This is a genomic window from Comamonas sp. lk (assembly GCF_900564145.1).
In the GTDB taxonomy this organism is placed as follows: domain Bacteria; phylum Pseudomonadota; class Gammaproteobacteria; order Burkholderiales; family Burkholderiaceae_C; genus Comamonas.
The window spans coordinates 2,443,333-2,469,767 of sequence record NZ_UOOB01000001.1; the positions used below are offsets into that span (position 1 = coordinate 2,443,333).

The following is a 26,435-nucleotide window of genomic DNA, read 5'->3' on the forward strand; positions in this document are numbered from 1 at the left end:
TAGATCTAGGGCTAGGGCAGGGCCTGGGCAATGGATTCGGTCTTGGCACCGGCCAAGCGTCCGGTCTGAATTCCCCAGGCCCACATGGCCGCACCGGCAATCAGCGCAACCACAAACGAGGCCTGAGGCCCCCAGTGGTCTATCACCCAGCCGGCGGCTGCCGCGCCCAGGGCCACGCCCATGGCCAGGCCGGTGAGCAGCCAGGTCATGCCTTCGGTCAGCCGCTGGGCGGCGACTTGCTGCTCCACCAGACCCATGGCCACGGTAATCGTGGGGCCGAAGGTAATGCCGGCCAGCAGCACGGCCAGGGTCAAGGCCGTGAGATTGCTGGCCAGCAACAGCGGAATGGCGGTAATTGCCACCGATGCACCCACCCACACAATCTGGCGGTTGAGCGGCATCTTCAAGCGCATGACGCCAAATACCAGGCCCATCACGCAGGAGCCCAGTGCGTAGAAGGACAGCACCACGCTGGCCATGGCGGGTTGGCCCTGATGGGTGGCAAAGGCCACGCTGGCCACATCGATGGTGCCCACGATGATGCCTTGCGCCAGCATGAACAGCGCCAGCGTACGTACCACGGGCTGGCGCAGCAGCGCCTTTTGCCGGATATGGGCGATGCCGGGGTTGACCGGTGGTTCGGTGCGCCGCTGCATGGCAAACAGGCTCACGCCCACGATCAGCAGCATTGCGGCCGCCATGGGGCCGGCCTCGGGAAAGAGCACCATGCTCAACCCCACGGACAAGGGCGGGCCGACAATAAAGCTCAGGTCATCAAGCACGGCTTCCAGCGCATAAGCCGTCTGCAGTTGGGGGGTGCCGCGGTACAGTACCGTCCAGCGGGCGCGGAACATGGCAGGCATGCTGGGCAGACTGCCCACCAGCGCGGCCAGCAAGAGCAGCAACCAGTCCGGCCCTTCCCAGTGGGCGCAGGCCAGCAGGGCAAACATGGCGCTGGAGCTGATGCCTGCCGCAATCGGCAGCACCTTGCCTTGACCATGGCGATCCACCAGCGCGGAAATGCGCGGTGCCAGCACCGCAATCGACAGCGCAAAGCAGGCGGCGACCGCACCGGCCAAGGTGTAGGCGCCGCGCTGCTGAGAGAGCATGGTGATCAAGCCTATGCCCGTCATGGACAGCGGCAGGCGGGCCAGCATTCCGGCAAGTACAAAGCTCGTGGTTCCGGGGGCGGAGAACAGGCTGCGGTAGGCGTGAAACATGAAAACCCTGGCACTTGAATGCATTGACATACGTTTTGTATGTAAGTTTGCATTTTACGCAGTCATTGCGCGCAGCGTATCATTGGCATACGGTTTGTATGTGAATGGAGTCGGGTATGAGTCAGATTCGCCAGAGTCGATCCAGCATGATCGAGGCGACCCGCGCCAAATTGCTGGCGGCGGCCAGGCAGGCGTTTGCCACGCACGGCTATGCCCAGGCTTCCATGGATGATTTGACGGCACAAGCGGGTCTCACCCGCGGGGCCCTGTACCACCACTTCGGCGGCAAGAGCGGGCTGCTGGCGGCGGTGGTGGCGCAGATGGATGCGGAAATGGATGCCCGGCTGGAGCTGGTGCTGCGCGCCCATGCCACTCCCTGGGACGGCTTTCTGGCTTATTGCCGCGCCTATCTGGCCATGGCCCAGGAGGCGGAGATTCGCCGCATCGTGCTGCAGGATGCGCGCTCCGTGCTCACGGGCACGGACCAGGGCGAGCAACACCAGAAGTGCATACAGTTCATGGCGAACTATCTGCAGCAACTGATCGATCAGGGCGTTATCAACCGCGCCAACCCGCTGGCGCTGGCCCGCCTGCTCAATGGCTGCCTGGTGGAGGCGGCCTTCTGGATTGCCGAAGAAGGTGCGCCCGCCGCCCGCCTTGACGATGCCCTGCAAGCGCTGGATTTGATGCTGGAAGGGTGGAAAGCAGCTTGAACCTGGCTTTTTGCATTTGCTATGAATATATGAGCATCATGCGATTTTTTATAAAGCGCTTGCGCCGGTTTTTAGCAAGATACGAGTGTTGAGTCATCTCGTCTCGCATCAAGCAGGCTGGCGCTGATGCGTTATCGCTACCGCAATGCTTTGGCATCGCGTCGCACGATTTCATCGACCATCGCCGTGAACTGGCGCGCCAGCACATTGCGCACCACCAGAGTGCCCACCACCGGCGGCACCGCAAAATCGGGCCGCAGACTGGCGCTATAGGACAGCCGGACTTCACCGCTGGGCAGTGCTTCCAAGGTATAGCTGCCACTCATTTCCTTCAGATTGCCGCCCACCGCCCTTGCCGTGATTCGCAGCGGCGGCACTTCGGTGACGGCCAGCCGGACCTCGATGGACTGCTGGAAGAACAAAAAGGCGAGAGCGCCCGTCTGCTCCACCAGCAGCTGCTCGCCATTGCGCTGCACCACCCTGGAGCTGCTCATATAGGGTATGAATTCGGCCAGATGGTCGTAATCGCTGATCACGCTCCAGGCCGTGCTCAGCTGAACCCGCATGGTGGCCGACGCGTTCACCGTGATAACGCCGTTCTGGCCCGAAGTCTCTATGTTCAGCTCCTGGGCCCAGGATGCGCTGCAGATCCAGAGCAAGCCGGCGATGACCCAGCGAACAAGCAGGGCGCAAGCGCTCATGGCAGCTGGCTCCGCCCAGCAGATTCAATCGCCTGCACGTCAAAGTGCAGCACGAGCCGGTCTTGAACCTGAATGGCTCCACCCAGGATGGAAAAAGGCGTGATGCCGAAACTGGATTGATCAAAGGCCAGCATGCCGCTGACTTGCAATCCCTTGCGATTGGTCTCTACCCGCGCCGGCACGCTGAAGCTGCGCTTGACGCCGTGCAGCGTGATGTCCACCGCCAGCAGCGCATCGCTTGCGAGCGCAGCGGCAGATCGCACCTGGATCAGCGCAAACGGAAACTGCTGCGTCTGCAACACCTTGCCCAGCATATTGGCGCGGGTGGCAGCAATGTCGGCGGCGCCAGGCTGGGTGTCGAACCCGGCCTGGGCGCGCAGGTCGGAGTCGTCCACCGACAGGCTGTCCAGCGCCAGGTAGAGGTCGGCACGGCCCAGCTCGGGTGCCACCAGGCCTTGAAGCTCCTGAGCTGCCACCACATGGTCGTGGCCCAGCTTGGCCAGCGTTCCGCCACGGCGAACGGTGATGACGACCCGCGAAGACCGGGGATCAACCTGCAGCACGCGCTGGCCCTGGGCCGCAGCTTGCGCGTAGCTCGCCGCAGGAAAGTCTGCGGGAGCCTGAATGGATGGCGGGGCCGGCGGCGACTCCAGCTCCAGTTGCGCGCAGGCGCTAATCAAAGCCGCTATCAGCGCCGTCAAGGCTGCGCTCAGTTGCATTCGCAGTGGCCAGCGGTACTTCATGAGGCCTCGCGCAGTTGGATGCGAAATTTCACCTTCACATCGGCGGCGATGACATCGGTTGCCGCCCATTCTCCCGTGCCAATGCCAAAAGCTGCGCGTTTGACTATCAGCTCGCCTTCCATGGTGGCGGCGCCGCTCGCTGCACTCCAGGTAAATGGCAGCTCCACCGGCTTTTGCACGCCTTTCAGGGTGAGCGTGCCGCGTGCCAGATAGCGGCCGGCTTGCACGCGGCGTATATCGCTGGCATGGAAGCGGGCCTGCTGATGGCGGGCGAAGTCGAACCACTCCAGGCCGGCGATGGCCTGGTTGATGTCGGCATTGGCCATATCCGCACTGGTGACACGAACGCTGACGTCCAGTTGCCCGGGGCTCGGTTGCCCGGCACCCGCTTGCTCGGCGCCCGCTTGCTCGGCGCCCGCTTGCTCGGGATCAAAGCGGAGCCTCACATCGAAGTCCTTGAAAACGCCGGGCGCCGGCCTGTTTTCGAAACTAGCGATGAACTCCAGCCGGTTGTCCTTGGCCGTATCCATCTTCCATTCGGCAGCCTGCGCCTGCGTCAGGCCTATGGCGGCCAACAGCCCGGCGAGGCAGAAAGCGGTTTTTCTCATGGAGTTGTACTCCCAAAAAAGAGCATGTGACTTGATACGGTGAATGACATGATGCGATCCGGCCCGCTTATGGCGTCAGAGCCTGCGCCACAACGCTGCGGCCTTTGCCTTCGCGCTTGGCCTGGTACATGGCCTCGTCAGCGGCCAGCAGCAAGCCTTCGGGCGTGGCCGCCGTTTCCGGAAACAAGGCAATGCCAATGCTTGCCGCCACGCAGATGCTGAGATCGTCCAGAAGATAGGGCGCTGAAATGCGTTCAATCAGCTGCTCCGCGAACCGGTACGCATCGGCGCGTCCCGCATCAATCAGCAAGAGGGCAAATTCATCGCCGCCCAGTCTGGCCACAATGTCGGACGACCGGGCGGCCGTGCCAAGGCGCGTTGCAACAGCGCGCAGCAGCTGATCGCCGACGCCGTGGCCGTGCGTGTCGTTGACGGCCTTGAAGCCATCGAGGTCGATGAAGAGCACGGCCATATGCATCTTCATGCGTTCGCACAACAGCAGCTGCTGGTTCAGCATGTCGTTGAACAGGGCGTGATTGGCCAGACCGGTCAGCTTGTCATGCTGGGCCTCATACTGCGCCGCTCTCAGCACAGAAGATGCTTCAGCCAGTGCTTTGGCCACTTCATCGGCCTCGCGCAGATACACGGCTCCGATCTTCACGGTTTGACCATAGCCCAGTGCCAGCGCCGGTGCCGTCAAGCTGGCAATCGATTGGGCTATCACCCCCCCGACAAACCAGGCAAAAGCCAGGGCCGCAGTGGCCAGCAGCAGGGAAATCGCCAGCACCCACTTCAAGGAGTCCCAGAGTTTCTGCTGAAAGTAGGCCTCTGGAATCGTCATATAGCTCACCCATTGGCTGGCTGCGGAGTGCGCAAAAAGCAGTACGGCGGGCACACCTTCGGCCGTGGTGGTGGGAAAGCTGCCCTCTTTGCGATGCTCCATTTGCGCCAGCAGCTGAGCCGGGACTTTGTTGCCGACCAGGCCGTCTTCTCCGGTGGAGCGCGCAACAAGAACCCCGTTGCCGTCAAGCACGCCGGCAATCTGTCCCGGCAGCGTGCTCTCGGTGGGCAAGATGGCCGCAATGCGGTGCGGAAACATGCCTATGGTCAGTGCATAGATGGGCTTGCCCTCATGACGGACCGGAATCTGGATGGCGAAATGCGGCTGTTTGCTGACCGCACCAACGAAGAGATTGGTGGTGATGGCGGTATCGGCCTGAAGAATCTTTTCGAAGTCAGGTGTCCGGCTCATAGGAAGCTTGGTTCCGTAGGGCCGCAGCGTGTTGATGATCTGCTGACCGTTAGGCCAGCTCAGGACCACGTTGTCTGCGTTCTGCTGCGCCTGGACTGCCGTGGCCTGGCCGTAGAACGTCGCGTAGTCCCCGGACAAGAGCGCGGGCGAGGTGCCCAGGGCTCTGACCGCACCTTCGGCGGCGATCATTTCACGGTCCAGCGATCCGGTGAGGGCCCGGACTCTGGCTAAGGTGTCATTGAGAAGTTGCTGGCGCTCTGCTTTGAAGGAGTAGTAGGCCAGCCCGGCTTGTGCCAGCGCCGCCGGAATCAGGCAAGCCAGGACCAGAACGATCAGACTGGAGCGAATCGAAGGTTTTGCACCGAGTATCTTCATCAGTCTTGCACCATTCCCATTGCTGGCCGTCTCGGAACAAATGTCCTGTCTGCAGGCTGGCGAGGAAACCCGTGCGCAATACGGCGGCCATGCGAGCCACTGCATATCGCGGTGGCTGGACAGACGCTGTTTTCGGCCTCTCTTGCCGGCAGCTCTTGCGGGACCCGCTCAGTATCTGCGAAAAATGCTGCTTGCAATCCATGAGCCGCAAGCGCATCGGCCTGCTTTCTACCCTTGGCGATGTAGGCTGAGCTCGGTTCAATGCTTGAGGGCGCAAGATGTGGTTTTGAGTTTTGCTTCTAAAAATATAGCGTCAAGCGCTTGTTTAATAAGAACTTGACGCTGTTTTTATCAAAATCCCGGAGAGCTGCAACCTTTAGAAGGCGACGGCGTTCTTTCCTTTGAGTTGCAGCATGTCTCTGGTTTCCTGCGGTGTGGCGATTTCCAGATTCATGCCGTGCAGAATCTGCACGATACGCGTCACCTGTTGCGCATTGCTGGTGGCCAGACGGCCCGGACCATCCCATAGCGAGTCCTCGAGGCCCACGCGCACATTGCCGCCCATGCTTGCCGACATGCTGGCCAGCGGCATCTGACTGCGGCCGGCACCCAGTACCGACCAGTAGTAGTCGTTACCAAACAGTCGCTCTGCCGTGCGGCGCATGTGCATGACATCGTCGGGATGCGTGCCTATGCCACCCAGCAGACCGAATACCGACTGGATGAAAAACGGTGCCTTCAGAATGCCGCGATCGATAAAGTGGGCGGCCGTATAGAGGTGGCTGGTGTCGTAGCACTCGATTTCGAAACGGGTGCCGTTGTCGGCGCAGGATTCGAGGATGTACTGGATCTCTTTGAAAGTGTTGCGGAACACGCGGTCCTCGGAGCCCTCGAGATAAGGGCGCTCCCAGTCGTGCTTGAACTCTTTTTGCCGGGCCAGCATGGGGTAGAGGCCGAAGTTCATCGAGCCCATATTCAGCGAGGCGACCTCGGGCTTGAGTTCCAGCGCCGGTTGCAGACGCTCTTCCACCAGCATATTGGGCGCGCCGCCGGTGGTGAGGTTGATAATGGCATCGGAGCGCTGCGCAATTTGCGGCAGAAATTGTCTAAACAGCGCGGGGTCCTGGGAGGGCTTGCCGTTTTCCGGAAGGCGTGCATGCAGATGGACGATGGCTGCGCCGGCTTCTGCGGCGGCAACGGCTTCATCCTCGATCTGTTGGGGCGTGATGGGCAGGTAGGGCGACATGGAGGGCGTGTGAATGCCTCCGGTGATCGCGCAGGTCACGATCACTTTGCTTTGGGGTGCGGCCATGAAAAATCCTTGGTGATGAAGCTGTGTTGAATAGGGTGAGAAGGCGCTTACATCGCTGTCTTGCCGCCGTTGACCTGCAGAATCTGCCCCGTGATGTAGCTGGCGCCGGGAGAAGCCAGGTAGAGGATGGCGTCAGCCACTTCCTCGGGCTTGCCCACGCGTTGCATGGGAATCGTGCCGGCCACCAGGGGCACGTTCTGCGCACCGCCGGCGATACGATCCAGCATCTCGGTGGCGATGGGGCCAGGGGCGACGGCATTGACGCGGACCTGGTACTGGCAGGCTTCCAGTGCCGCAGACTTGGTGAAGCCTTCGATGGCATGTTTGCTGGCCACATACATGGGGGCGAGTGCGTTGCCGCGGCTGCCCATGGTGGAAGACAGGTTCACGATGGAGCCGGACTGCTGCTTGGACATCAGGCGCAGCTCATGCTTGAGGCACAGAAAAGTGCCGAGCGCATTGGCGTTGAACGCGGCGGCGTAGGTTTCTACGGTCTGCTCCATGATGGAGCCGCGCGTGCCTTCCAGGCCCGCACTGTTGACCGCCACATCCAGGCGGCCGTAATGCTCTACACAGGCGGCCAGCAACTGAATGACCTGTTCCTCGTTGCTCACATCGGCGCGAACAAAGACGGCTTGTGCACCCATTTCGCGCAGCTCGGCCTGGAGTTGAGCGCCGGCTTCGGTATTGCGCCCGCTGACCACAAGTCGAGCGCCCTGGGCGGCAAACGCCACTGCGGCGGCGCGGCCTATCCCTGCGGTAGCCCCGGTGATGAGAACCACTTGATTCTGGAAGGTGGAGGACATGCTGGTTTTTTCCTGTAGTTGGAGTAATTGGGCGAAGGCAATGCCGGCCTGCCCAAAGCGGCGGCCAGCAGGCGTCGAGGTATGGCTCGGTGGGGGCTCAGTTGGGTGCCAGAGGTGGCGAGGCAGGCGCTGTTTGCGCTTGATGCCGCGCCACCTCTTCCAGCAACATGGGCGCAGCCATGCTGTTGGCGTGCAGGCCGAGCACGCTCACCCCCTGCAGCACGGCGGCAATTTCGTCCTGGCTGGCGCCTAGCTCCAGGGCGCGGCGAATGTGGCGGCGCGTGCCCGGCCCATACATATGGGTGCATGAGGCATCCACGGCGATGGCAAGGAATTCCCAGACTTTGGGCTCTATCAATCCCTTGGCCATGGGGTGCATGGCCATGTCCAGGAATTTTTCGGTCCATATCGGGTCCAGCTCGGTAAAACTGTTCCACTCCGGATTCCAGTAACCATTGGCGCGCAGGCTGTCGCTGATGGGGGTGGAAGATGGGATGTTGCTTCTGTCGTTCATGTCTCGGCCCTCAGGGTTTGTAGTTCATGGCACGCAGCGCAACGCCGGTGCGTTCGTTCTCACGCTTGAGCAATTGCTCCAGTTCGGCCACGGTTTGCGCGGGGTTGCCGGCATCCATGCCAAGGGCTGCGAGCTGTTGCTTGACGGCGGTTGATGCCATGGCCTTGTTCAGCTCCTGGCGCAGGCGCTCACGGATGTCGGCGGGCACATCGGGCGTGGACCACACGCTGGTGCCCATGATCTGGCTGAGCTGGGGGTAGCCGCTTTCGGCCAGCGTCGGGACGTCGGGCAGAAACGGCGAGCGCTGCGGCGAAGTGACCGCCAGCGGACGGACCTTGCCGGCCTTGACCAGAGGCAGGGAGGTGCCCAGGCCATCGAACATGAACTGAATCTGGCCGCCCATCAGATCGGTCAACGCCGGCGGAGAGCCCTTGTAGCCCACATGCACCATATCCAGGGCCGCGGCCTTGTTGAACTGCATGCCCTTGATGTGCGAGATAGTGCCCGGGCTGTAGGAGGCATACGAGGTCTGGCCCGGATGGGACTTCACATAGCTGACCAGATCGGTGATGTTTTTGACGGGCAGACGTGGGTCGGCCACCAGCACCAGCGGCACGCTGGCCACCTGCGCTACCGGCACCAGATCCTTGAAGGGGTCGAAGCGGAATTTGTAGCTGTACGGGTTTTCAGCCACCAGAGAGTTGGGCGAGAGCACCAAGGTATGGCCGTCGCGTGGGGCCTGCAGCATGGCTTCCACCGCGATGATGCCGCCGGCACCAAGCTTGTTTTCAATGATGACCGGCTGCTTGAGGTCTTGCCTGAGACTCTCGGCAAGCGTGCGGGCGATCATGTCGGAAGCGCCGCCTGCAGGGGCGGGCACCATGATGCGGATCGGCCGGCTAGGCCATTGGCTTTGCGCTACGGCTTGCGCGCAGGGCAGGGCGGCCAGCAGCGCCGCCAAGCAGGTGCGGCGCGTGAGCGTATGGAAGGATTGAAAGCTCATTTGTCTCCAGGATTGTTGTAGTCATCCTCACGCAGCGGCCGCTTTCGCTGTGCGGCTCGCTGGTGTGCTGCGGCGCTCTGGCTTCAGGCGGCCTTGCGCAAAAAGCCTTGCTGGGCGCCGTTGCGGTTGGGGGCAAAGCCGTTCTTCTCCAGCGTCTCTTCCACGCTGTCGTAGAACACGCCGATCTGGCAGATCTCACGCGCTTGCGCCGGCGTGGCAATGGGGCGGCTGAACTCCTTGGCCATGCGCACCAACTGCTCGATCTGCGCCACCGTGCCCATTTTTTCGGTGCGGGTCTGGTTCCACAGGTTGTCTTCGGTGCCGCAGCGCACATGCAGACCCATGGCAATGCCCATGGCGTTGATGGGCAGCACGTTGAGCACCGAGCTTTCCACGGTCAGCACGGCACCATCGGGCACGGCGCGCACAAAGTGGGCCAGGCTGTAGATGTTGGGGGCGTCCATGCCGCCGCCAATCGCCACCCAGTTCATCACCAGCGGGCCTTTGTAGATGCCGCGGCGCATCAGGCGCTCCACCGACTCGAAGCTGTTGATGTTGTAGCACTGGAAAGCGCTCTGGATGCCGGCCTCGGACAGGCGGCGGATATGCTCCTCGGCCCAGCCGGGTTGGGCGGGCACGGTCATTTCCTTGTAGGCGTTGAACACCACCGGGTCTTCCATGGACGTGCCCTGGATGTCGCGCGCATCGAACTGCTCGAGGATGTTCATCTGCGAGGTGTTGATGGTCACCGTCACCTGGTCGGGCTTGGGGTCCAGCTCGGCCAGCATGTGGCGGGTGTCGTCGGACAGCCACTTGGCAGCAGCACCATCGGTCTCGGGGGCAAAGCTGATGGAGCCGCCGACCTGGATGATCATCTCGGGCACGCGGGCACGCACGCCGGCGATCAGCTCGTTGAACTTGGACAGGCGCTTGCTGCCGCGGCCGTCGAGTTCACGCACATGCAGGTGCAGCACCTGGGCGCCGGCGTTGTAGCAGTCCACGGCTTTCTGGATCTGCTCTTCCATGGTGACGGCGATTTCGCCGGGAAAGTCACCGGGCATCCACGAGGGGGCATAGGGCGCAGCGGTGATGATCAGCGGCTGCTGGTTTTCGGGGAAGAGGTGGCCGTCGAGGAAGTTCATAAATGCCTTTTCAAGCTAAATACCGGGAATCCGGATGTATGAGACGCAGGGTTTACGGCTGCTGTCCTGGCGAAATGTAGGCAGGAGCTGCATTAAATGCTTGCCGTTCTGGGACAGCCATTTATCCTATTGGGACACCAAGGGGAAATCTCTATGACTGTTTTGATGCGCAGTGCGAGCTTGACGCACTACGCCGATCTCGCATCCAGCGTCGGACTGGTACCGCACGAAATGCTGGCGGCCGTGGGCCTGCCAAGGTCTTGCCTGGACAACACCGAGTTGCGCGTTCCCGCAGCGTCCGTCATGCGCGTGATGGAGCTTTCGGGCGAAATGTCGGGCGAAGAGGCGTTCGGCCTGCGCCTGTCTGTGACGCGCCGGTTGTCGTCATTTGGCGTGGTCGGCATGCTGGCCCGTGACGAGCCGACGCTGCGCCAGGCATTGGATACCCTGACCCGTTACCTCTATCTGCACAACGAGAGCCTGAGCACGCAGATTCACGAGTCCGGCGGCGTGACCGTGATCGAACAGCATTTTCTGCCCTCGGTATGTGCCGCACGCCAGTCCATAGAGATGGCCATCGGTGCGCTTTATCACACGCTTTGTCTGGCGCTGGGCAAGGACTGGAGGCCGCGCAGCGTGAGCTTTATGCATCCGCCGCCGGCCAATATGGCCTGGCATCGCAGCATTCTGGGCGGCAACCTGCTTTTCTCTCAGGATTACAACGGCATTGCGCTGTCAACGGCCGATATGGATGCGCCTTTGCACACGGCCGATCCCGTCATGCGCCAGCAAATGCGCCAGCTGGTGCGCCAGGATCTGGAGGACAGCCGCCACTCGCCTAGCTCCGAAGTGGAGCAACTGATGGTGGCCTTGCTGCCCACAGGGCGCTGCAGCGCGGAGCAAGTGGCTCTGCACCTGGGGGTGGACAGGCGCACCGTACATCGCCGGCTGGCGCAACAAGGTCTGAGCTTTACCCAGCTGCTTGATCGCATACGCCATGAGCAGGCGCAGCGGCTGATGGGCTATGGCGACCGCAAGCTCTCCGATATCGCGCCCCTGCTGGGCTTCAGCAGCCTCAGTGCTTTTTCCCGCTGGAGGCGTATTCAGAAAGACAGCGCGCTAGCCAAGTCTGACAGCTGAAAAGAAATTTCAAGTAAAAAGAGCTTTCAGCCCTTGTTGATCATGGGTAGGAAGCTCTTGTTTTCAGAGCGCCGGATGGCGCTTTGATCTGCAGTTATCGCGAAGGGTCAGAACGCGTCCATGGGCAAGGCCATCACGCTGGCAGCGCCGTTCAGCACTGCATCGGCCTGACCGGCCACGCGGCTCAGAATGTGCTCGGCATAGAAGCGGGCGGTTGTCAGTTTCGCCTGCATGAACGCGGTTTCCTGTCCCTTTTGCAACAGCTCCTGGGCTACCAGCACCGAGCGGCCCAGCTGCCAGCCGGCGACCAGGTTGCCGGTCAGCAGCAGATAGGGGACGCTGCCCGCATACACGGCATTGGGGTCGGCCTTGGCCTGAGCGACCACAAAGTCCACCACCTGCACAAAAGCCTGGCGTGCCTGGCCCAGGTTCTTGGCCACGGCCAGTGCCGTGACCGTGCCGCTGGCATTGAGTTCGGCTTCGGTTTTCTCGATCTGGGCGGCAATAGCCTTGGCGCTCTGGCCCCCATCGCGGCCGGTCTTGCGGCCGACCAGGTCGTTGGCCTGAATGGCGGTTGTGCCTTCGTAAATGGTCAGGATCTTGGCGTCGCGGTAGTACTGGGCGGCGCCGGTTTCCTCGATAAAGCCCATGCCGCCATGCACTTGCACGCCCAGGCTGGTGACTTCCAGGCTCATCTCGGTGCTGTAACCCTTGACCAGGGGCACCATGAATTCATAGAAAGCCTGGTTTTGCTGGCGTACCTCGGCGTCAGGGTGGTTGTGGGCCGCGTCATAGGCTGCGGCCGCCACCGTGGCCATGGCACGGCAGCCCTCCACGCTGGCGCGCATGGTCATGAGCATGCGGCGCACATCGGGGTGGTGAATGATGGCGGCGCTGGCCTTCACGGAACCACCGACGGGACGGCTTTGCACCCGCTCCTTGGCGTAGGCCACGGCATGCTGGTAGGCGCGCTCGGCCACGGCAATGCCTTGCACGCCCACGGCGTAGCGGGCGGCGTTCATCATGATGAACATGTATTCGAGGCCGCGGTTTTCCTCACCGACAAGGTAGCCCACGGCGCCGGGTCCGGCGCTGTCTGCAATGCTCGCCGCCGTGCCGTCGCCAAACTGCAGCACGGCCGTGGGCGAGGCCTTGATGCCCATCTTGTGCTCGATGGAGACGCAGTGGACATCGTTGCGCTCGCCCAGAGAGCCATCGGCATTGACCAGGAACTTGGGCACGACGAACAGGCTGATGCCCTTGACGCCTTCGGGGGCCCCTGCGACGCGGGCCAGCACCAGGTGGACGATGTTGTCCGCCATATCGTGCTCGCCATAGGTGATGAAGATCTTGGTGCCGAAGACCTTGTAAGAACCATCAGCCTGGGGTTCGGCCTTGGTGCGCACCAGGGCCAGATCGGAGCCGGCCTGGGGCTCGGTCAGATTCATGGTACCGGTCCATTCGCCGGTGACCAGCTTCTCCAGATATCGGGCCTTGAGCTCGTCGCTGCCGGCCGTCAGCAGGGCTTCAATCGCGCCATCGGTCAGCAGCGGGCACAGGGCAAAGCTCAGATTGGCGCTGTTGAGCATTTCGATGCAGGCCGCACCAATGGTCTTGGGCAGGCCTTGGCCACCAAAGTCCGTGGGGTGCTGCAGACCTTGCCAGCCGCCTTGGGCGTATTGCTTGAAGGCATCGGCAAAGCCGGGCGTGGTGGTGACGACGCCGTCCTTGAAGGAAGAAGGATTCACATCGCCGGCCACATTGAGGGGGGCGATCACGCCCTCGCACAGCTTGGCGCATTCTTCGAGCACGGCCTGGGCGGTTTCCAGACCAGCATCTTCAAAGCCGGGGATCTGGGCGACCTGTTCGAGCTGAGCCAGGTGCTCCATGTCGAACAGCATGTCTTTGATAGGTGCGGCGTATGTCATCGTCTTGGCTTCCTTCTAGTTCCGGGCACAGGTCCAGGCCTGTTGAGTTGACGTTTACGTAAACGGCAGCAATTCTAGAGTGCGCAGCCGCTCAAAGCAGCGCTGTCTTTGTCGCCATGGCGCGCACCAGGTCATGCAAACAGAGGGCGATGGCCGCGCAGGCCTTGCCAGCAGCCACTTTCAGGCGGTTGAGGGTGTCCTAGGGGTTTACCTTGGTTGTCGCTAGAAGGAAAAAGTTTGGCGCGTTTAGAGAAATATGTTTTCGAGTTTTTTTCTACATTTGAATTAAGCGGAAGTGTCAGTTCCATTGATTAATGAAATATGAAATCGATATTCAGCTCTGTTTATAGGTATTGAGTTAATCGATCGAAAATAAAAACTGTGCCCTGATAACGGAGACTACGCGTGCTTTCCACTGAAGCAGATTCCCATGTCAAGCAAAGCAATGATTACGCCGCATGCCCCGCGCGTGCCTGGTTTGCCTTTGTCATGATTTTCCTGCTCATGCTCTCTGACTATATGGATAGGCAGATTGTGGTTTCGCTGTTTCCGCATTTGAAACAAGAATGGGGATTATCGAACAAGCAATTGGCCGCCCTGTTTTTGCTTATCTCCGTGATGGTGGCCGTGGGCAGTTTGCCCGTGGCCAGGATGGCCGATCGCTTTGGCCGTGTGAAAAGCATTGTGGTCATGGCATCCGTGTGGAGCATGGCCGCCATTGCCTGCGTGTTTGTGCGCAATGACTTCCAGCTTTTTACGGCCCGCACGGTGGTGGGCCTGGGCGAGACGGGTGATGGCGCTGCAGGTACGGCCCTGCTCAAGGGCTTGTTTCCCAAGCGCTGGCATTCCACCTTGCTGGGCGCATTCTTTGCGGCTTCCGCACTGGGCGGGGTGATTGCCGATCACTGGGGCTGGCACGCAGCTTTTTCTTCTGTAGCAATTTTGTCTGTCGTCTGTTTTTGGAAAGCCTCGCGCAGCGATGAGGCCGATATGGCTCTGGTGCTGCGGCAGGAGGCGGTCGGCAAGCGCATGGAAAACACCGCAGTACTGCTTCCCTTTACGGCGGCGCAGGCCTGAGGTGTTTGACTGGATTTTTGATGGCGGTGTTGGCGGTTGCCTGGTGGAGCCGCTGCCCGCAGTGTTTGTTGGTATTTGACAGGAGTTTGTATGGCTAAAGTAATCCGTTATCACGAAGTTGGCGGCCCCGAAGTGTTGCGCCAAGAGGAAATCGAAGTCGGTCAACCTGGTCCAGGTCAGGTCCGTCTCAAGCAAGGTGCTGTGGCTCTGAACTTTGCCGATACCTATTTCCGTTCCGGCCTGTATCCCGCTCCGCTGCCAGCCGGCATTGGCAGCGAAGCCTGTGGCACCATCACGGCCGTGGGTGATGGCGTAACCAACTTCAAGATTGGCGACCGCGTCACCTATACCGGCGCGCACAACACGCTGGGTGCCTACAGCACCGAGCGCCTCATCGACGCAGCACCGCTGATTCGCCTGCCCGACGCGATTGACTTCGAGACCGCAGCCGCCATCACCATGCGCGGACTGACGGCCGCTTACCTGATGCGCCGTATCTGGGACTTCAAGAAGGGCGACACCATCTTGCTGCACGCAGCCGCAGGTGGCGTGGGCTTGCTGGTCTCGCAATGGGCCAAGCTTGAAGGTCTGAACGTGATCGGCACGGTCTCCAGCGATGCCAAGGCCGAAGTGGCCAAGGCCCATGGCTGCGATCACACCATCAACTACAGCCATGAAGACGTGGCCAAGCGCGTGCGCGAGATCACCGCCGGCGTGGGCGTGAACGCCGTGTTCGACAGCGTGGGCAAGGACACGTTTGAAGGCTCGCTCAACAGCCTGAAGACACGAGGTCTGATGGTCTGCCTGGGCACGGCCTCCGGCCCCATCCCTCCGTTCAATCCACAGATGCTGGCCGGCAAGGGCTCGCTGTTCCTGACGCGTCCCGCATCGGCTCACTACATTGCCGATCCCAAGGAGCGCGACGCACTGGCCGGCGAGCTGTTCAGCCATGTGGCCGAAGGCCGCATCAAGGTTGACATCAGCAAGCGCTACGAACTGGCCGATGCGGTTCAGGCCCACCGCGATCTGGAAGCACGAAAGATTGTGGGCTCGGCCATCTTTACGCTCTAAATCCACCACACCCGGAGGAGACAAAAAATGAAAGTAGAACAACTGACCTGCGCCATAGGCGCGGAACTTACGGGCGTGAATCTGGCCGATGCCGTGCAGGACGCGGACCTGTTTGCCGAAATCCGCAAGGCGCTGCTCACGCACCGTGTGCTGTTTTTGCGCGACCAGGACATCAGCCGTGCCGAGCATGTGGCTTTCGCGCGCAAGTTCGGAGAGCTGGAGGACCATCCTGTGGTTGGCTCCGATCCGGAAAATCCGGGCCTGTTGCAAATCTACAAAACGCCGGCCAGCCCACCTGATCGCTACGAAAATGCCTGGCACTCGGACACGACCTGGCGCGAGGTGCCGCAGTTTGGCGCGGTGCTGCGCTGCATAGAGTGCCCGACGGTAGGCGGCGACACCATGTGGGCCAATATGGTGCTGGCCTACGAAGGTCTGCCAGAGGGCGTGAAGGCTCAGATTCAGGAGCTGCGGGCCCGCCACAGCATCGAGTTCAGCTTTGGCGCGGCCATGCCGATGGAAAAGCGTCTGGCCCTCAAGGCCCAGTACCCCGACCCCGAGCATCCCGTGGTGCGCACCCACCCGGAAACCGGCGAAAAGCTGCTGTATGTGAACGGTTTCACGACCCACTTCACCAATTTCCACACCCCGGCCCGCGTACGCGTGGGTCAGGATCACACCCATGGCGCTGGCGAGCTGCTGCGCTATCTGGTCAGCCAGGCGCAAATTCCTGAGTACCAGGTGCGCTGGCGCTGGAAACCCAACAGCATTGCCATCTGGGACAACACCGCCACCCAGCACTATGCCGTCATGGACTATCCGGCCTGCCATCGCAAGATGGAGCGGGCGGGAATCATCGGCTCCAAGCCTTTTTGAGCGTTAGGCAAACGTACGGCCAGCCAGTCTGGCCTTCTCTCTTATTACCTGCATCACCATGAATACCGGCTCTTATCCCGCAGACCTTACTTTTCTGATCGTTCCCGGCCTGCGCGACCATGTGGAAGATCATTGGCAGACCCATCTGGCCAAGCAGCTGCCCAAGTCCGTGACCGTGCCGCCGCTCGAGCATGACAAGCTCAGCCGTGCTGCGCGCGTCCAGGCGCTGGACGATGCGCTGGCCACGATTGAGGGTCCGGTCATCATCGTTGCCCACAGTGCCGGCTGCATTACTACGGTGCACTGGGCTCAGCAGCAGGGGCGTAAGATTCGTGGCGCGCTGCTGGCCACACCGGCAGATGTGGAGAGCCCCATGCCGGCTGGCTATCCCACGCTGGAGCAGCTGCAGGCCAATGGCTGGAGCCCCATGCCGCGCAGTCCGCTGCCGTTTCCTACCCTGGTTGCGGCCAGCCGCAATGATCCGCTGGCGCAGTTCGAACGCATGCACCAGCTGTCCATGGATTGGGGCGCGCGCCTGGTGGACCTGGGCGAAGTCGGGCACCTGAACCCCGCTGCAGGCTATGGCCCCTGGGACGGTGTGCACGCTCTGTTGCAAGAGCTGGTTTGAGGAGATGGTCATGAAGCAAAACTTGCAAATCGATTTCTCGCTGGATCTGATCTGCCCCTGGTGCTGGATTGGTCTGCGCAATCTGCTGACGGCACATGCGGCCTTTCAGGCCAAGCAGCCTGAGCTGCAGCTTGATCTGCACTGGCATGCCGACACCTTGCTGCCCCAGATTCCTGAGCAGGGTCTGCCTTACCAGGCTTTCTATGAAGCCCGTCTGGGCGGTCCCAAGGCCGTGGAAATGCGCCGCGCGCAAGTGCGTGCCGCTGCTGAGGCGGCTGGCCTGCAGATCAACCACGCTGCGATCGAGACCTTCCCCAACACGCGCCTGGTTTGCGCTCTGGTCAATTACGCCCAGACGCAGCTGGACAGCCAGGCCATGATCGGCTTTGTGGAATCCATTTTTGCCGCCTATTTTGTGCAGGGGCGCAATATTGGCGATACCGCCGTGTTGCAGCAGCTGGCCCATACCGCCGCGTTGAACTGGAATCCAGCCGAGTTCGATGCGCTGCAATACCAAAGCGGTTTGCAGCACAGCGGCGGCGTGCCGCATATGGTGTTCAACCAGCGTTTGCAGGTGACGGGAGCTGTGGCCCCCACCGAACTGCTGCGCGCCATGGAGCATGCCTGTGCTGTCGACCGCGACTTTGCCTGATACGGCGCTGATTGCCGCAGGCGAGGCCAGGGATTTGCCGCCCGGCGGCCGCAAGCTGGTCTTCGCCCCGGGGGGCGAATCCATCTTGCTGCTCAATGTGGAAGGCGAGTTCTATGCCCTGGAAAACAGCTGCCCGCATGCGGGCGCTTCCATGGCCAGCGGCAGCTGCGAAGCCCATGTGCTGCGCTGCCCGGCTCACGGCCTGCAGTTCAACATCAAAAACGGCCAGTGCACGGCGTCGCCCGGGTTGCTGATTCCCATGTATGAACCCCTGATACTGGACGGCAAGCTCTGGCTAAGGCCGCCATCCAAGGCTTGAACGCCGCGCTTTGTTTCCTCTGATTTTCTTTGGGCAAGACGAATGACCATGACCGCAAATCTCAATCTGCTGACGCCAACACCCTCGGCGTACACCTATCCCCTGCTGATCAAGCAACTGCTGATCAATGCCATGAGCCTGCATGGGGAGCAGGAGATCACGTATCGCGGACAAATGCGTTACAGCTATCGCGACTTCAGCCAGCGCATAGGCCAGCTGGCCCATGCGCTCACGGCCCTGGATGTGGGCGCCGGCAGCACTGTGGCCGTGATGGACTGGGACAGCCACCGCTATCTGGAGAGCTACTTTGGCATCCCCATGATGGGCGCCACCCTGTTCACCGTGAACGTGCGCCTGTCACCCGCGCAAATCCTCTACACCTTGAACGATGCCGACACCGATGTGCTGCTGGTGCACACGGATTTTCTGCCGGTGATCGAGGAAATCCGCGCCCAGCTGCCGCGCATACGTCATATCGTCGTGCTCTCGGACGACGGCGCGCTGCCTGCTACCTCGTTTGACGTGGCCGGTGAGTACGAGGCCCTGGTGTCCAGTGCTGCTGCCGACTACGACTTTCCCGAGCTGGACGAAAACACCAAGGCCGTCACCTTCTACACCACCGGTACCACGGGCGATCCCAAGGGCGTGTGCTACAGCCATCGCCATATCGTCATGCATGCGCTGGCCACGGCGCTGAGCATGTGCTCGCCCATGGGCGAGCAGCGCCTGCATCGCGGCGATGTGTACATGCCCATCACTCCCATGTTCCATGTGCTGGGCTGGGGCTTCCCCTATATCTCCCTTATGTTGGGCTTGCGCACGGTGCTGCCGGGCCGCTATCTGCCGGAAGTGCTGCTCAAGCTGCGCGAGACCGAGAAAGTCACGTTCTCGCACTGCGTGCCCACGATTTTGCAAATGCTGGTGACGGGTGCTGACAAGACGGGCCAGGATTTGAGCGGCTGGAAGGTCGTCATCGGTGGTTCGGCCCTGCCGGCCGGCTTGTGCGAAGCCGCACTGGCCAAGGGCATGGATGTGTTTGGCGGCTACGGCATGTCGGAAACCGGCCCCGTGGTCTCGCTGGCGCTGGCGCCTACCCACGCCAAGCTCAGCGCGCAAGACGATGTGCGTCTGCGCAGCTCCACCGGCATGCCTTCACTGATGGTGGATTTCCGCGTGGTCGATGAAGACATGAAGGACGTGCCGCGCGACGGCGTGACCCGTGGCGAAGTCGTGCTGCGCTCGCCCTCGCTCACCCCGGTTTACTTCAAAAAGCCCGAAGCTTCGGAAGAGCTCTGGCGCGGCGGCTATCTGCACACACAGGACATTGCCGTCATGCATGCCAACGGCATGGTGCAGATCGTCGATCGCCTGAAAGACGTGATCAAGACCGGGGGCGAATGGGTGTCTTCCATCGAGGTGGAAGGCCTGATCACCCAGGTTCCCGGAGTCAGCGAAGCTGCCGTGATCGGCGTGCCCGACGCCAAATGGGGCGAGCGCCCCATGGCCTTTGTGGTGGCTGCTACCGGTGTGAAGGCCGAATTCATTCGCGAGCATCTGCAAAGCCATGTGCAGGCCAAGCGCATCAGCGCCTATGCCGTGCCCGAACTCAGCCGCATCTGCCTGGTCGCCGAGATTCCCAAGACCAGCGTGGGCAAGATCAACAAAAAACTGCTGCGCGAAGCGCAGCCCACTTCGGCTTAAGCCAAAAAGGTCTTAAGCCATTGCCAGGAGCGCGTTATGCGCTCCTGTTTTTGATAGATAAATGGAAGAGCCATCATGAGCACCAAAGACATCTTTGTCGTCAGCACCGCCCGTACCGCCATAGGCACGTTTGGTGGCGGACTCAAGGACGTACCCAACACCCAGCTGGCCACCACCGTGGTCAAGGCGGCCATTGAGCGCGCCGGCATTGCGGCCGACACCGTAGGCCATGTGGTCATGGGCAATGTGATTCCCACCGACACCAAGGACGCTTACCTGTCGCGCGTGGCGGCCGTCGATGCCGGCTGCCCCATCGAGACGCCGGCTTTCAACGTCAACCGCCTGTGCGGCTCCGGCCTGCAGGCCATTGTCTCGGCGGCGCAAGCGATTGCCCTGGGTGACTGCGAAGTGGCGATCGGTGCCGGCTCCGAATCCATGAGCCGCGGCCCTTACTTCGACATGGCTTCGCGCTGGGGCGCACGCATGGGCGATACCAAGAGCATCGACTACATGCTGGGCATTCTGCACGACCCCTGGCAAAAACTGCATATGGGCATCACGGCCGAAAACGTGGCCGAGCGCTACCAGATCAGCCGTGCCATGCAGGACGAGCTGGCCGTGCTGAGCCAGCAACGTGCGGCCGCCGCCATTGAAGCCGGCCGCTTCAAGGAGCAGATCGTGGCCGTGGAAATCGCCACCCGCAAGGGCGTGGTGCGGTTCGACACCGACGAACATGTGCGCGCCAGCACCACGCTGGAGACGCTGGCCGGCATGAAGCCCGCCTTCAATAAGGAAGGCGGCACCGTCACCGCCGGCAATGCCTCCGGCATCAACGACGGCGCCGCTGCCGTGCTGATGATGAGCGAGCAGGCCCTGAAGTCCGCCGGTGCCAAGCCCCTGGCCCGCCTGGTGGGTTATGCCCACGCCGGTGTGGAGCCTGCCTACATGGGTATTGGCCCTGTGCCCGCCACCCAGAAGGTGCTGGCCCGTACAGGCCTGAAGATTCAGGACATGGACGTGATCGAAGCCAACGAAGCCTTTGCGGCCCAGGCCTGCGCCGTGATCCAGGAGCTGGGCATGGATCCGGCCAAGGTCAACCCCAATGGCTCGGGCATCTCCCTGGGTCACCCCGTGGGCGCGACCGGTGCCATCATCACCACCAAAGCGATTGCCGAGCTGCACCGCACGGGCGGCCGCTATGCCCTGGTGACCATGTGCATTGGCGGCGGCCAAGGCATTGCCGCGATTTTTGAACGCGTGTAAGTCTTTAGTCGACTGAGCAAAAAAAGGCCTGCGGAGTGATCCGGCAGGCCTTTGTTGTCTATGGACTTGATAGCTGTCAGCGCTTGATCAACAAGTCATTCAATGCAAAATTGTTTGAGAAGCTAAAGAGATCATGCGCAATAAGCTATTGAATCAATAGCGACTTAAATCGCGCTCGGAACTGTGCCTTCTCGGGTGCTTGCAGGCCGTCAGCTGTTCTTGGCCTGGCGAACCAGCGAAGGTGTAGCTTGGTAGACCTCGGGGAATGACCGCTTGAGATCTTCGATCTTGGGCAGGTCATTGATGACGATATAGGGCTGGTTCGGGTGCAGCGTCAGGTAGTCCTGGTGGTAATCCTCGGCCGCATAAAAAGGTTTGGACATTTCGATCGTCGTGGCCAGCGGCTTGCCATAGGTTTTGGCCTGGTTGAGCTGGGCTATGTATTCCTTGGCAATGCGCGCCTGCTCGGGATTTTGCGCAAATACGGTGGAGCGGTATTGCGTGCCACGGTCAGGGCCCTGGCGGTTCAGCTCGGTGGGGTCGTGCGCCACCGAGAAATAGATTTGCAGCAGCTTGCCGTAGCTGATGAGTTGGGGGTCGTAAGTGATGCGCACCGCTTCGGCATGGCCGGTGCGGCCCGAGCCCACGTCGTCATAGCGCGCCGATTTGGCCTCACCGCCCGAATAGCCGGAGACCGCATTGCTCACGCCTTTGACGTGCTGGAACACGCCTTGAACGCCCCAAAAGCAGCCGCCGGCAAAGACGGCGTTGTCGCTCCCTGCCGTTGTGGCGGCGATATCGCTGATGGGAGCCGGTATCCGGCGCGGTGTTTGCGCCAGTGAGGGTGCGGCTTGCAAGAGCAGTGCCGCAGCAGCCAGGCTGCAGGCTGCGAGAGTGCGGGATTTCATGAAAACTCCTTTTGCAGGTGGCTGTTGCGGGCGGCGCAAGTTGACACCAGGCAGAACCAGGCAGAGCTGAACGTCAACCTGGGCGCTCAACCCGCTGCAGTTCAATAGGCGGGTAGAGCGATTCCGGTTCAGCGCTTATTTGGACATGGAGTCCTTGCCCATGGCATCTTTCTTCATGCCGTCCTTGGACATGGAGTCCTTGCCCATGGCGTCTTTCTTCATGCCGTCCTTGGACATGGAGTCTTTGGCCATATGGTCTTTCTTCATGCCGTCCTTGGACATGGAGTCTTTGCCCATATGGTCTTTTTTCATGCCGTCCTTGGACATGCTGTCCTTAGCCATGTTGTCCTTGGACATATCGCTCATGGCAAAAGCGGAGGCTCCAGCAAAGGCAAGGCAGGTGGCGAGTACGGTAGTGGTGAGCTTGTTCATTTGGATGCTTTCAGTTGCGTTGTCATTGTCAAAAGATAGGTCCGGTTCTTGGGAACACGGCCTCGCGCTTTCTTTGGCGGCCGAGGGGGCTCCCTCAGCTGCCTCCGAACCAGTTGTAGCCCTGGTCTTCCCAGTAGCCACCGGAATAGGTGTTGGTCACGAACATGGCCTGAATGTGCTTGGGGTTCTTGTAGCCAAGCTTGGTCGGCATGCGCAGCTTCATGGGGAAGCCGTATTTGGGCGGTAGCGGCTGGCCGTCATAGCTCAGCGTCAAAAGCGTCTGCGGGTGCAGCGCGGTAGGCATGTCAATGCTGGTGTAGTAGTCGTCGGCGCACTTGAAACCCACGTACTTGGCCGTGGTGTCGGCACCGATATGGCGCAGAAAATCAGAGAAGCGCACGCCACCCCATTTGCCTATGGCACTCCAGCCTTCAACGCAGATATGGCGCGTGATCTGGTCCTCCTGTGCCATGGCTCGCAGCTCGGCCAGCGTCCAGGCATGCTTGTCTGCGACCAGGCCCGTCACTTCCAGCCGGTAGCTGGCCTCGTCCACCAAGCGTACTTCGTCTTCGCTGTAGTAGGCATTGAAAGGAAAGGGGCGCGTGATCTCGGCATCGGTGTAGGTGGGCGCCAGCTGCGTGGGGCTGAAGATCAGGGCTTGCACCTTGTCGTTGAAGCGCGAGATCTTGCCCAGTGCGGCTTCCACGTGGGCGTCATCGCTGATGCTGCAACCGGTGAGCAGTGACAGGCCGCCCAGCGTGAATGAACGCTGCAAAAAAGCGCGGCGGGCAGGCTGGTCCAGCTTGCTGGCAATCTGCGCACGGGCTTCGCGCACTGCGGCATCGGCATCTACGCCGCTCAAGGTAGGGGCTTTGAATATTTTCATAGTGTTTTGGGTGCGCGGCCGCTGATCATGGTGAGCAGGGTGCGGGGCACCAGGGCCACCATCACCAGATGCACTGCAACAAAGGCCACCATGGCCGTCATGCCCACGAAGTGAATGCGCCGTGCAAATTCGTAACCACCCAGCAGTTGGCGCAGCAGGGGAAATTGCACCGATTTCCACAGCACCAGGCCGGACAGCACGATCACGATCAGATCCAGGATCACGAACAGATAGGCCAGCTTTTGCACGTGGTTGTACTGGCGCGGGTTGGCGTGCGAGAGCCTGCCCTGAAGTGCCTCGATCAGGTCGTGCGCCACGCCCTTGATACTGAGGGGCAGGAATTTGCGCTGCAATCTGCCGCTGAAAATATTGAGCGCCAGATACAGCAAGCCGTTGAACACCAGCAGCCACATGGCGGCGAAGTGCCACTGAAGCGCGCCGCCAAGCCAGCCGCCCAGGGTGATGGCCGGCGGGATGGTGAAAGGGAAAAAAGGCGAAGCATCGTAAATGCGCCAGCCACTCATGGCGAGGATCACCACGGCCAGGGCGTTGAGCCAGTGCGTGAGCCGCATCCACAGCGGATGAATGGGCCGAACATCAGCCGTGTCGGCGAGAGGGGCGATGATGGTGCTGTTCATGTAGGCCATTGTTGGGCGCACCCCATGGCCGATGTATCACGCAAAGTTCAATTAATTGTGATAACTCCCCAGCGCGTATCGCGAGAAAATGCCTAGCTATGGAATCAACCAAGCGCGTACTGATCGTCGAGGACGACCTCCACATTGCGGAGCTTTTGCGTTTGCATCTGCGCGATGAGGGATATGCCGTCGAGCATGCGGCCGACGGCCATGCGGGCCTGCGTGAACTGGAACGCAGCAACTGGGATGCACTGGTGCTGGACCTGATGCTTCCGGGCATTGACGGCCTGGAAATCTGCCGCCGGGCCCGGGCCATGGCACGCTACACACCCATCATCATCATCAGCGCCCGCTCCAGCGAGGTGCACCGCATTCTCGGGCTGGAGCTGGGTGCGGACGACTACCTGGCCAAGCCTTTTTCGGTGCTGGAACTGGTGGCCCGCGTCAAGGCGCTGCTGCGACGCAACGACGCGCTGGCCCGTAATGCACGCATGGAGTCGGGCAGCCTCTCGATTGCCGAAATCGACATTGAACCCCTGGCCCGGGAGGTACGGGTCAGCGGCAAGCTCATTGAGCTCACACCGCGCGAGTTCGATTTGCTGTATTTTTTTGCGCGCAGCCCCGGCAAAGTGTTTTCACGCCTGGACCTGCTCAACCAGGTCTGGGGTTATCACCATGATGGATATGAGCACACCGTCAACACCCATATCAACCGGCTGCGCCTGAAGATAGAAGCCGATCCGGCGCAGCCGCGCCGGATTCTCACGGTTTGGGGGCATGGGTACAAGCTGTCTGCCTCTGCCGGCGAGGAGGGCGCCTCATGATGGCCTGGGCCTCCTTGTCAAGACGGCTGTCGGCCGTGTTTGCAGCCTTGCTGCTGGTGTGCTGCGGCGCCTCGGTCTGGCTGCAGGTGCGCTCCAATGGCAAGCATGAGCAGGAGGTGATTCAGCGCCTGTCCAGTGGACTGGCAGCCCATATTGCAGGGAATGCGGAACTGATGAAGCCCGGCGGCCTGAATCAGGAGGCCGTGAAGGATTTGTTTGGCAAGCTGATGTCCGTCAATCCCAGTGTGGAGGTCTATCTGCTGGGGTTGGACGGACGCATCGAGGCCCAGGCCGCACCGCCAGGGCATTTGAAGCGCGACAAAGTCGATCTCAAGCCGGTTCGTGACCTGCTCGCCGGCGCAGCGCTGCCCATTGTGGGCGACGACCCGCGCAGCCTGGATGCGCGCAAGGTGTTCAGCGCCGCCCCGCTGCGCATGGGCGGGCGTGATGCAGGCTATGTCTATGTGGTGCTTCAGGGCGAGGACCATGATGCGCTGGTCGCCAACACAGCGGCCGACAACGTGCTGCGAACCACGCTGTGGCTGACGGGCCTGGGCGCTCTGCTGGGCCTGCTAGCGGGGTTGGCCGCATTTCGCCTCATCACCCGGCCGCTGCGCGAGCTGACGGCGGTGGTCAAGCGTTTCGAAACCGAAGGCATTGCGGCGCTGGAAAACGAAGCCCCCAGGCTGGAGCGTCTGTCGCAAGGGCACGACGAGATTGCGCAACTGGGCCAGGCCTTCATGCAAATGAAGCAGCGCATTGCCGAGCAGTGGCGCGAGCTGACGTTGCAAGACCAGCAGCGCCGGGAACTGTTTGCCAATATCTCTCACGATTTGCGCACACCGCTGACCTCGTTGCATGGCTATCTGGAGACCTTGATGCTCAAGGCTGCCACGCTTGACGAGACCGAACGGCGGCGTTACCTGGAAATTGCACTGGGCCAGAGCCGCAAGGTCGGGCGCCTGGCCCAGGAGGTGTTCGAGTTGGCAAGACTGGAGTACGGCGTGGTCAAGCCCGAGAGGGAAAATTTTGCCTTGGCCGACCTGGTGCAGGACGTGTTCCAGAAATTCGAACTGGCGGCAGAAGCCCGTCAGCAAAGGCTCAGGCCCGATATTGCGCCCAATCTTCCCGTGGTGTCTGCCGACTTGGGCATGATTGAGCGTGTTCTGACGAATCTGCTGGATAACGCTATTCGCCATACGCCCACGGGTGGTGAAATCGTGGTGCAGCTGAGTTCCCAGAACTCTGGCGTGGCGGTGCAGGTGAGCGATACCGGCGCCGGCATACCGGCCGAGCTCCAGCAGTCCTTGTTCATACGCCCGGCCTTTATGAGCGGCGCAAGCTCAGAGCGATCCGGCAGCGGCGGCCTGGGTCTGGTGATCGTCAAGCGTATTTTGCAATTGCACGGCAGCGATATTCAGCTGGTGCGCTTGCCGGACAAGGGCGCGGTATTTCGCTTTCAACTCACCGGGGCAGGGTACTGAGAATATGCAGCGTGTCTTTCCTGGGAAGGATAGGTCTGAGCTGCCTGGTCAACGTGTCGGACTCATTTTCCAAGGGCGTCAGCAATCACTCATGACTGACTGATGACGAAGATCGGTGATCTTGTCATAGCGCAAGGAATGATTAACTAGCTTGTGACTATGTCCGCTTGCCTGTAATCTCTGGGCACAATTGTCTATCTGCATCTCTTTAGCCAGATT

27 protein-coding genes are annotated in these 26,435 nt (G+C 61.2%); 12 read left to right on the top strand and 15 right to left on the bottom strand.

From position 1 onward, the window contains the following. Positions 1 to 11 precede the first annotated feature (11 nt). The gene (locus EAO39_RS11285; RefSeq protein WP_120967472.1) at positions 12 to 1,220 is read right to left on the bottom strand and encodes an MFS transporter; all 1,209 of its coding nucleotides are present in this window, start codon (positions 1,218 to 1,220) and stop codon (positions 12 to 14) included. Positions 1,221 to 1,345: 125 nt separating this feature from the next. Between EAO39_RS11285 and EAO39_RS11290 the strand changes: the two genes are divergently transcribed. Continuing rightward, a complete protein-coding gene (locus tag EAO39_RS11290) occupies positions 1,346 to 1,933 on the top strand; it encodes a TetR/AcrR family transcriptional regulator (protein WP_240467099.1) in 588 nt (195 codons plus the stop codon). Positions 1,934 to 2,070: 137 nt separating this feature from the next. Here EAO39_RS11290 and EAO39_RS11295 read toward each other — a convergent pair whose 3' ends face one another. The 9 genes from EAO39_RS11295 to EAO39_RS11335 all read right to left on the bottom strand — a co-directional run bounded on the left by EAO39_RS11295 (position 2,071) and on the right by EAO39_RS11335 (position 10,389). Beyond that, on the bottom strand, positions 2,071 to 2,634 hold the full coding sequence (locus EAO39_RS11295) for an SRPBCC family protein (RefSeq protein WP_120967474.1): 564 nt from the start codon (positions 2,632 to 2,634) through the stop codon (positions 2,071 to 2,073). Next, the gene (locus tag EAO39_RS11300) at positions 2,631 to 3,353 is read right to left on the bottom strand and encodes a YceI family protein (RefSeq protein WP_120970960.1); all 723 of its coding nucleotides are present in this window, start codon (positions 3,351 to 3,353) and stop codon (positions 2,631 to 2,633) included. Before EAO39_RS11300 ends, EAO39_RS11295 begins: the two co-directional genes overlap by 4 nt. 20 nt (positions 3,354 to 3,373) lie before the next feature. Next, positions 3,374 to 3,985 (bottom strand): YceI family protein, encoded by a 612-nt coding sequence (locus tag EAO39_RS11305; RefSeq protein WP_120967475.1) that lies wholly within the window; start codon positions 3,983 to 3,985, stop codon positions 3,374 to 3,376. Positions 3,986 to 4,052: 67 nt separating this feature from the next. After that, entirely contained in the window at positions 4,053 to 5,612 is a 1,560-nt protein-coding gene (locus EAO39_RS11310; RefSeq protein ID WP_162989531.1) for a sensor domain-containing diguanylate cyclase, read from the bottom strand. Between the two features lie 376 nt (positions 5,613 to 5,988). After that, positions 5,989 to 6,924, bottom strand: a complete 936-nt coding sequence (locus EAO39_RS11315) for a 3-keto-5-aminohexanoate cleavage protein (RefSeq protein ID WP_120967477.1) — start codon at positions 6,922 to 6,924, stop codon at positions 5,989 to 5,991. 47 nt (positions 6,925 to 6,971) lie between these two features. Then, entirely contained in the window at positions 6,972 to 7,730 is a 759-nt protein-coding gene (locus EAO39_RS11320; RefSeq protein ID WP_120967478.1) for an SDR family oxidoreductase, read from the bottom strand. A 97-nt stretch (positions 7,731 to 7,827) separates the two neighbouring features. Beyond that, positions 7,828 to 8,244: a carboxymuconolactone decarboxylase family protein gene (locus EAO39_RS11325; protein ID WP_120967479.1), complete on the bottom strand. Its 417-nt coding sequence runs from the start codon at positions 8,242 to 8,244 to the stop codon at positions 7,828 to 7,830. Between the two features lie 10 nt (positions 8,245 to 8,254). After that, positions 8,255 to 9,247 (bottom strand): tripartite tricarboxylate transporter substrate binding protein, encoded by a 993-nt coding sequence (locus tag EAO39_RS11330; protein WP_120967480.1) that lies wholly within the window; start codon positions 9,245 to 9,247, stop codon positions 8,255 to 8,257. 83 nt (positions 9,248 to 9,330) lie between these two features. After that, a complete protein-coding gene (locus tag EAO39_RS11335; protein ID WP_120967481.1) occupies positions 9,331 to 10,389 on the bottom strand; it encodes a 3-keto-5-aminohexanoate cleavage protein in 1,059 nt (352 codons plus the stop codon). A 153-nt stretch (positions 10,390 to 10,542) separates the two neighbouring features. Between EAO39_RS11335 and EAO39_RS11340 the strand changes: the two genes are divergently transcribed. Next, the gene (locus tag EAO39_RS11340) at positions 10,543 to 11,529 is read left to right on the top strand and encodes an AraC family transcriptional regulator (protein WP_162989532.1); all 987 of its coding nucleotides are present in this window, start codon (positions 10,543 to 10,545) and stop codon (positions 11,527 to 11,529) included. 107 nt (positions 11,530 to 11,636) lie between these two features. Here the strand turns inward: EAO39_RS11340 and EAO39_RS11345 are convergent, their stop codons facing one another. Further along, positions 11,637 to 13,457 carry an acyl-CoA dehydrogenase gene (locus tag EAO39_RS11345; protein ID WP_120967483.1) on the bottom strand — a complete coding sequence of 607 codons (1,821 nt, stop codon included), beginning with the start codon at positions 13,455 to 13,457 and terminating at the stop codon, positions 11,637 to 11,639. Between the two features lie 405 nt (positions 13,458 to 13,862). Here EAO39_RS11345 and EAO39_RS11350 point away from each other — a divergent pair, with 405 nt between their 5' ends. From EAO39_RS11350 to EAO39_RS11385, 8 genes are all read left to right on the top strand, one after another. Continuing rightward, positions 13,863 to 14,534, top strand: coding sequence for an MFS transporter (locus EAO39_RS11350; protein WP_240466963.1), 672 nt, complete (start codon positions 13,863 to 13,865; stop codon positions 14,532 to 14,534). A gap of 90 nt (positions 14,535 to 14,624) precedes the next feature. After that, positions 14,625 to 15,605: a quinone oxidoreductase gene (locus EAO39_RS11355; RefSeq protein WP_120967484.1), complete on the top strand. Its 981-nt coding sequence runs from the start codon at positions 14,625 to 14,627 to the stop codon at positions 15,603 to 15,605. A gap of 27 nt (positions 15,606 to 15,632) precedes the next feature. After that, on the top strand, positions 15,633 to 16,481 hold the full coding sequence (locus tag EAO39_RS11360) for a TauD/TfdA family dioxygenase (protein ID WP_120967485.1): 849 nt from the start codon (positions 15,633 to 15,635) through the stop codon (positions 16,479 to 16,481). Positions 16,482 to 16,539: 58 nt separating this feature from the next. Further along, complete coding sequence (locus EAO39_RS11365) at positions 16,540 to 17,109, top strand: alpha/beta hydrolase (RefSeq protein WP_120967486.1); 570 nt, start codon at positions 16,540 to 16,542, stop codon at positions 17,107 to 17,109. Positions 17,110 to 17,119: 10 nt separating this feature from the next. Further along, positions 17,120 to 17,761, top strand: coding sequence for a DsbA family protein (locus tag EAO39_RS11370; RefSeq protein ID WP_240466964.1), 642 nt, complete (start codon positions 17,120 to 17,122; stop codon positions 17,759 to 17,761). Beyond that, positions 17,730 to 18,080, top strand: a complete 351-nt coding sequence (locus EAO39_RS11375; RefSeq protein ID WP_120967488.1) for a Rieske (2Fe-2S) protein — start codon at positions 17,730 to 17,732, stop codon at positions 18,078 to 18,080. Before EAO39_RS11370 ends, EAO39_RS11375 begins: the two co-directional genes overlap by 32 nt. 48 nt (positions 18,081 to 18,128) lie before the next feature. Beyond that, positions 18,129 to 19,781 (top strand): fatty acid--CoA ligase, encoded by a 1,653-nt coding sequence (locus EAO39_RS11380; protein ID WP_120970964.1) that lies wholly within the window; start codon positions 18,129 to 18,131, stop codon positions 19,779 to 19,781. Between the two features lie 75 nt (positions 19,782 to 19,856). Continuing rightward, the gene (locus tag EAO39_RS11385) at positions 19,857 to 21,044 is read left to right on the top strand and encodes an acetyl-CoA C-acyltransferase family protein (RefSeq protein ID WP_120967489.1); all 1,188 of its coding nucleotides are present in this window, start codon (positions 19,857 to 19,859) and stop codon (positions 21,042 to 21,044) included. 209 nt (positions 21,045 to 21,253) lie between these two features. Here the strand turns inward: EAO39_RS11385 and msrA are convergent, their stop codons facing one another. The 4 genes from msrA to EAO39_RS11405 all read right to left on the bottom strand — a co-directional run bounded on the left by msrA (position 21,254) and on the right by EAO39_RS11405 (position 23,908). Further along, a complete protein-coding gene (msrA, locus tag EAO39_RS11390) occupies positions 21,254 to 21,952 on the bottom strand; it encodes a peptide-methionine (S)-S-oxide reductase MsrA (RefSeq protein ID WP_120967490.1) in 699 nt (232 codons plus the stop codon). 135 nt (positions 21,953 to 22,087) lie between these two features. Next, complete coding sequence (locus EAO39_RS11395; protein WP_120967491.1) at positions 22,088 to 22,384, bottom strand: pentapeptide MXKDX repeat protein; 297 nt, start codon at positions 22,382 to 22,384, stop codon at positions 22,088 to 22,090. A 94-nt stretch (positions 22,385 to 22,478) separates the two neighbouring features. Beyond that, entirely contained in the window at positions 22,479 to 23,270 is a 792-nt protein-coding gene (locus tag EAO39_RS11400; protein WP_120967492.1) for a molybdopterin-dependent oxidoreductase, read from the bottom strand. Then, on the bottom strand, positions 23,267 to 23,908 hold the full coding sequence (locus tag EAO39_RS11405) for a cytochrome b/b6 domain-containing protein (RefSeq protein ID WP_205589373.1): 642 nt from the start codon (positions 23,906 to 23,908) through the stop codon (positions 23,267 to 23,269). The genes EAO39_RS11400 and EAO39_RS11405 overlap by 4 nt, the downstream gene beginning before the upstream one ends. A gap of 98 nt (positions 23,909 to 24,006) precedes the next feature. On the opposite strand from EAO39_RS11405, the gene EAO39_RS11410 reads away from it, so the two are divergent. Both EAO39_RS11410 and EAO39_RS11415 read left to right on the top strand, forming a co-directional pair. Next, on the top strand, positions 24,007 to 24,732 hold the full coding sequence (locus EAO39_RS11410; protein WP_120967494.1) for a response regulator transcription factor: 726 nt from the start codon (positions 24,007 to 24,009) through the stop codon (positions 24,730 to 24,732). Beyond that, positions 24,732 to 26,216 carry a HAMP domain-containing sensor histidine kinase gene (locus tag EAO39_RS11415; RefSeq protein WP_120970966.1) on the top strand — a complete coding sequence of 495 codons (1,485 nt, stop codon included), beginning with the start codon at positions 24,732 to 24,734 and terminating at the stop codon, positions 26,214 to 26,216. The genes EAO39_RS11410 and EAO39_RS11415 overlap by 1 nt, the downstream gene beginning before the upstream one ends. The last annotated feature ends 219 nt before the right edge of the window (positions 26,217 to 26,435 follow it).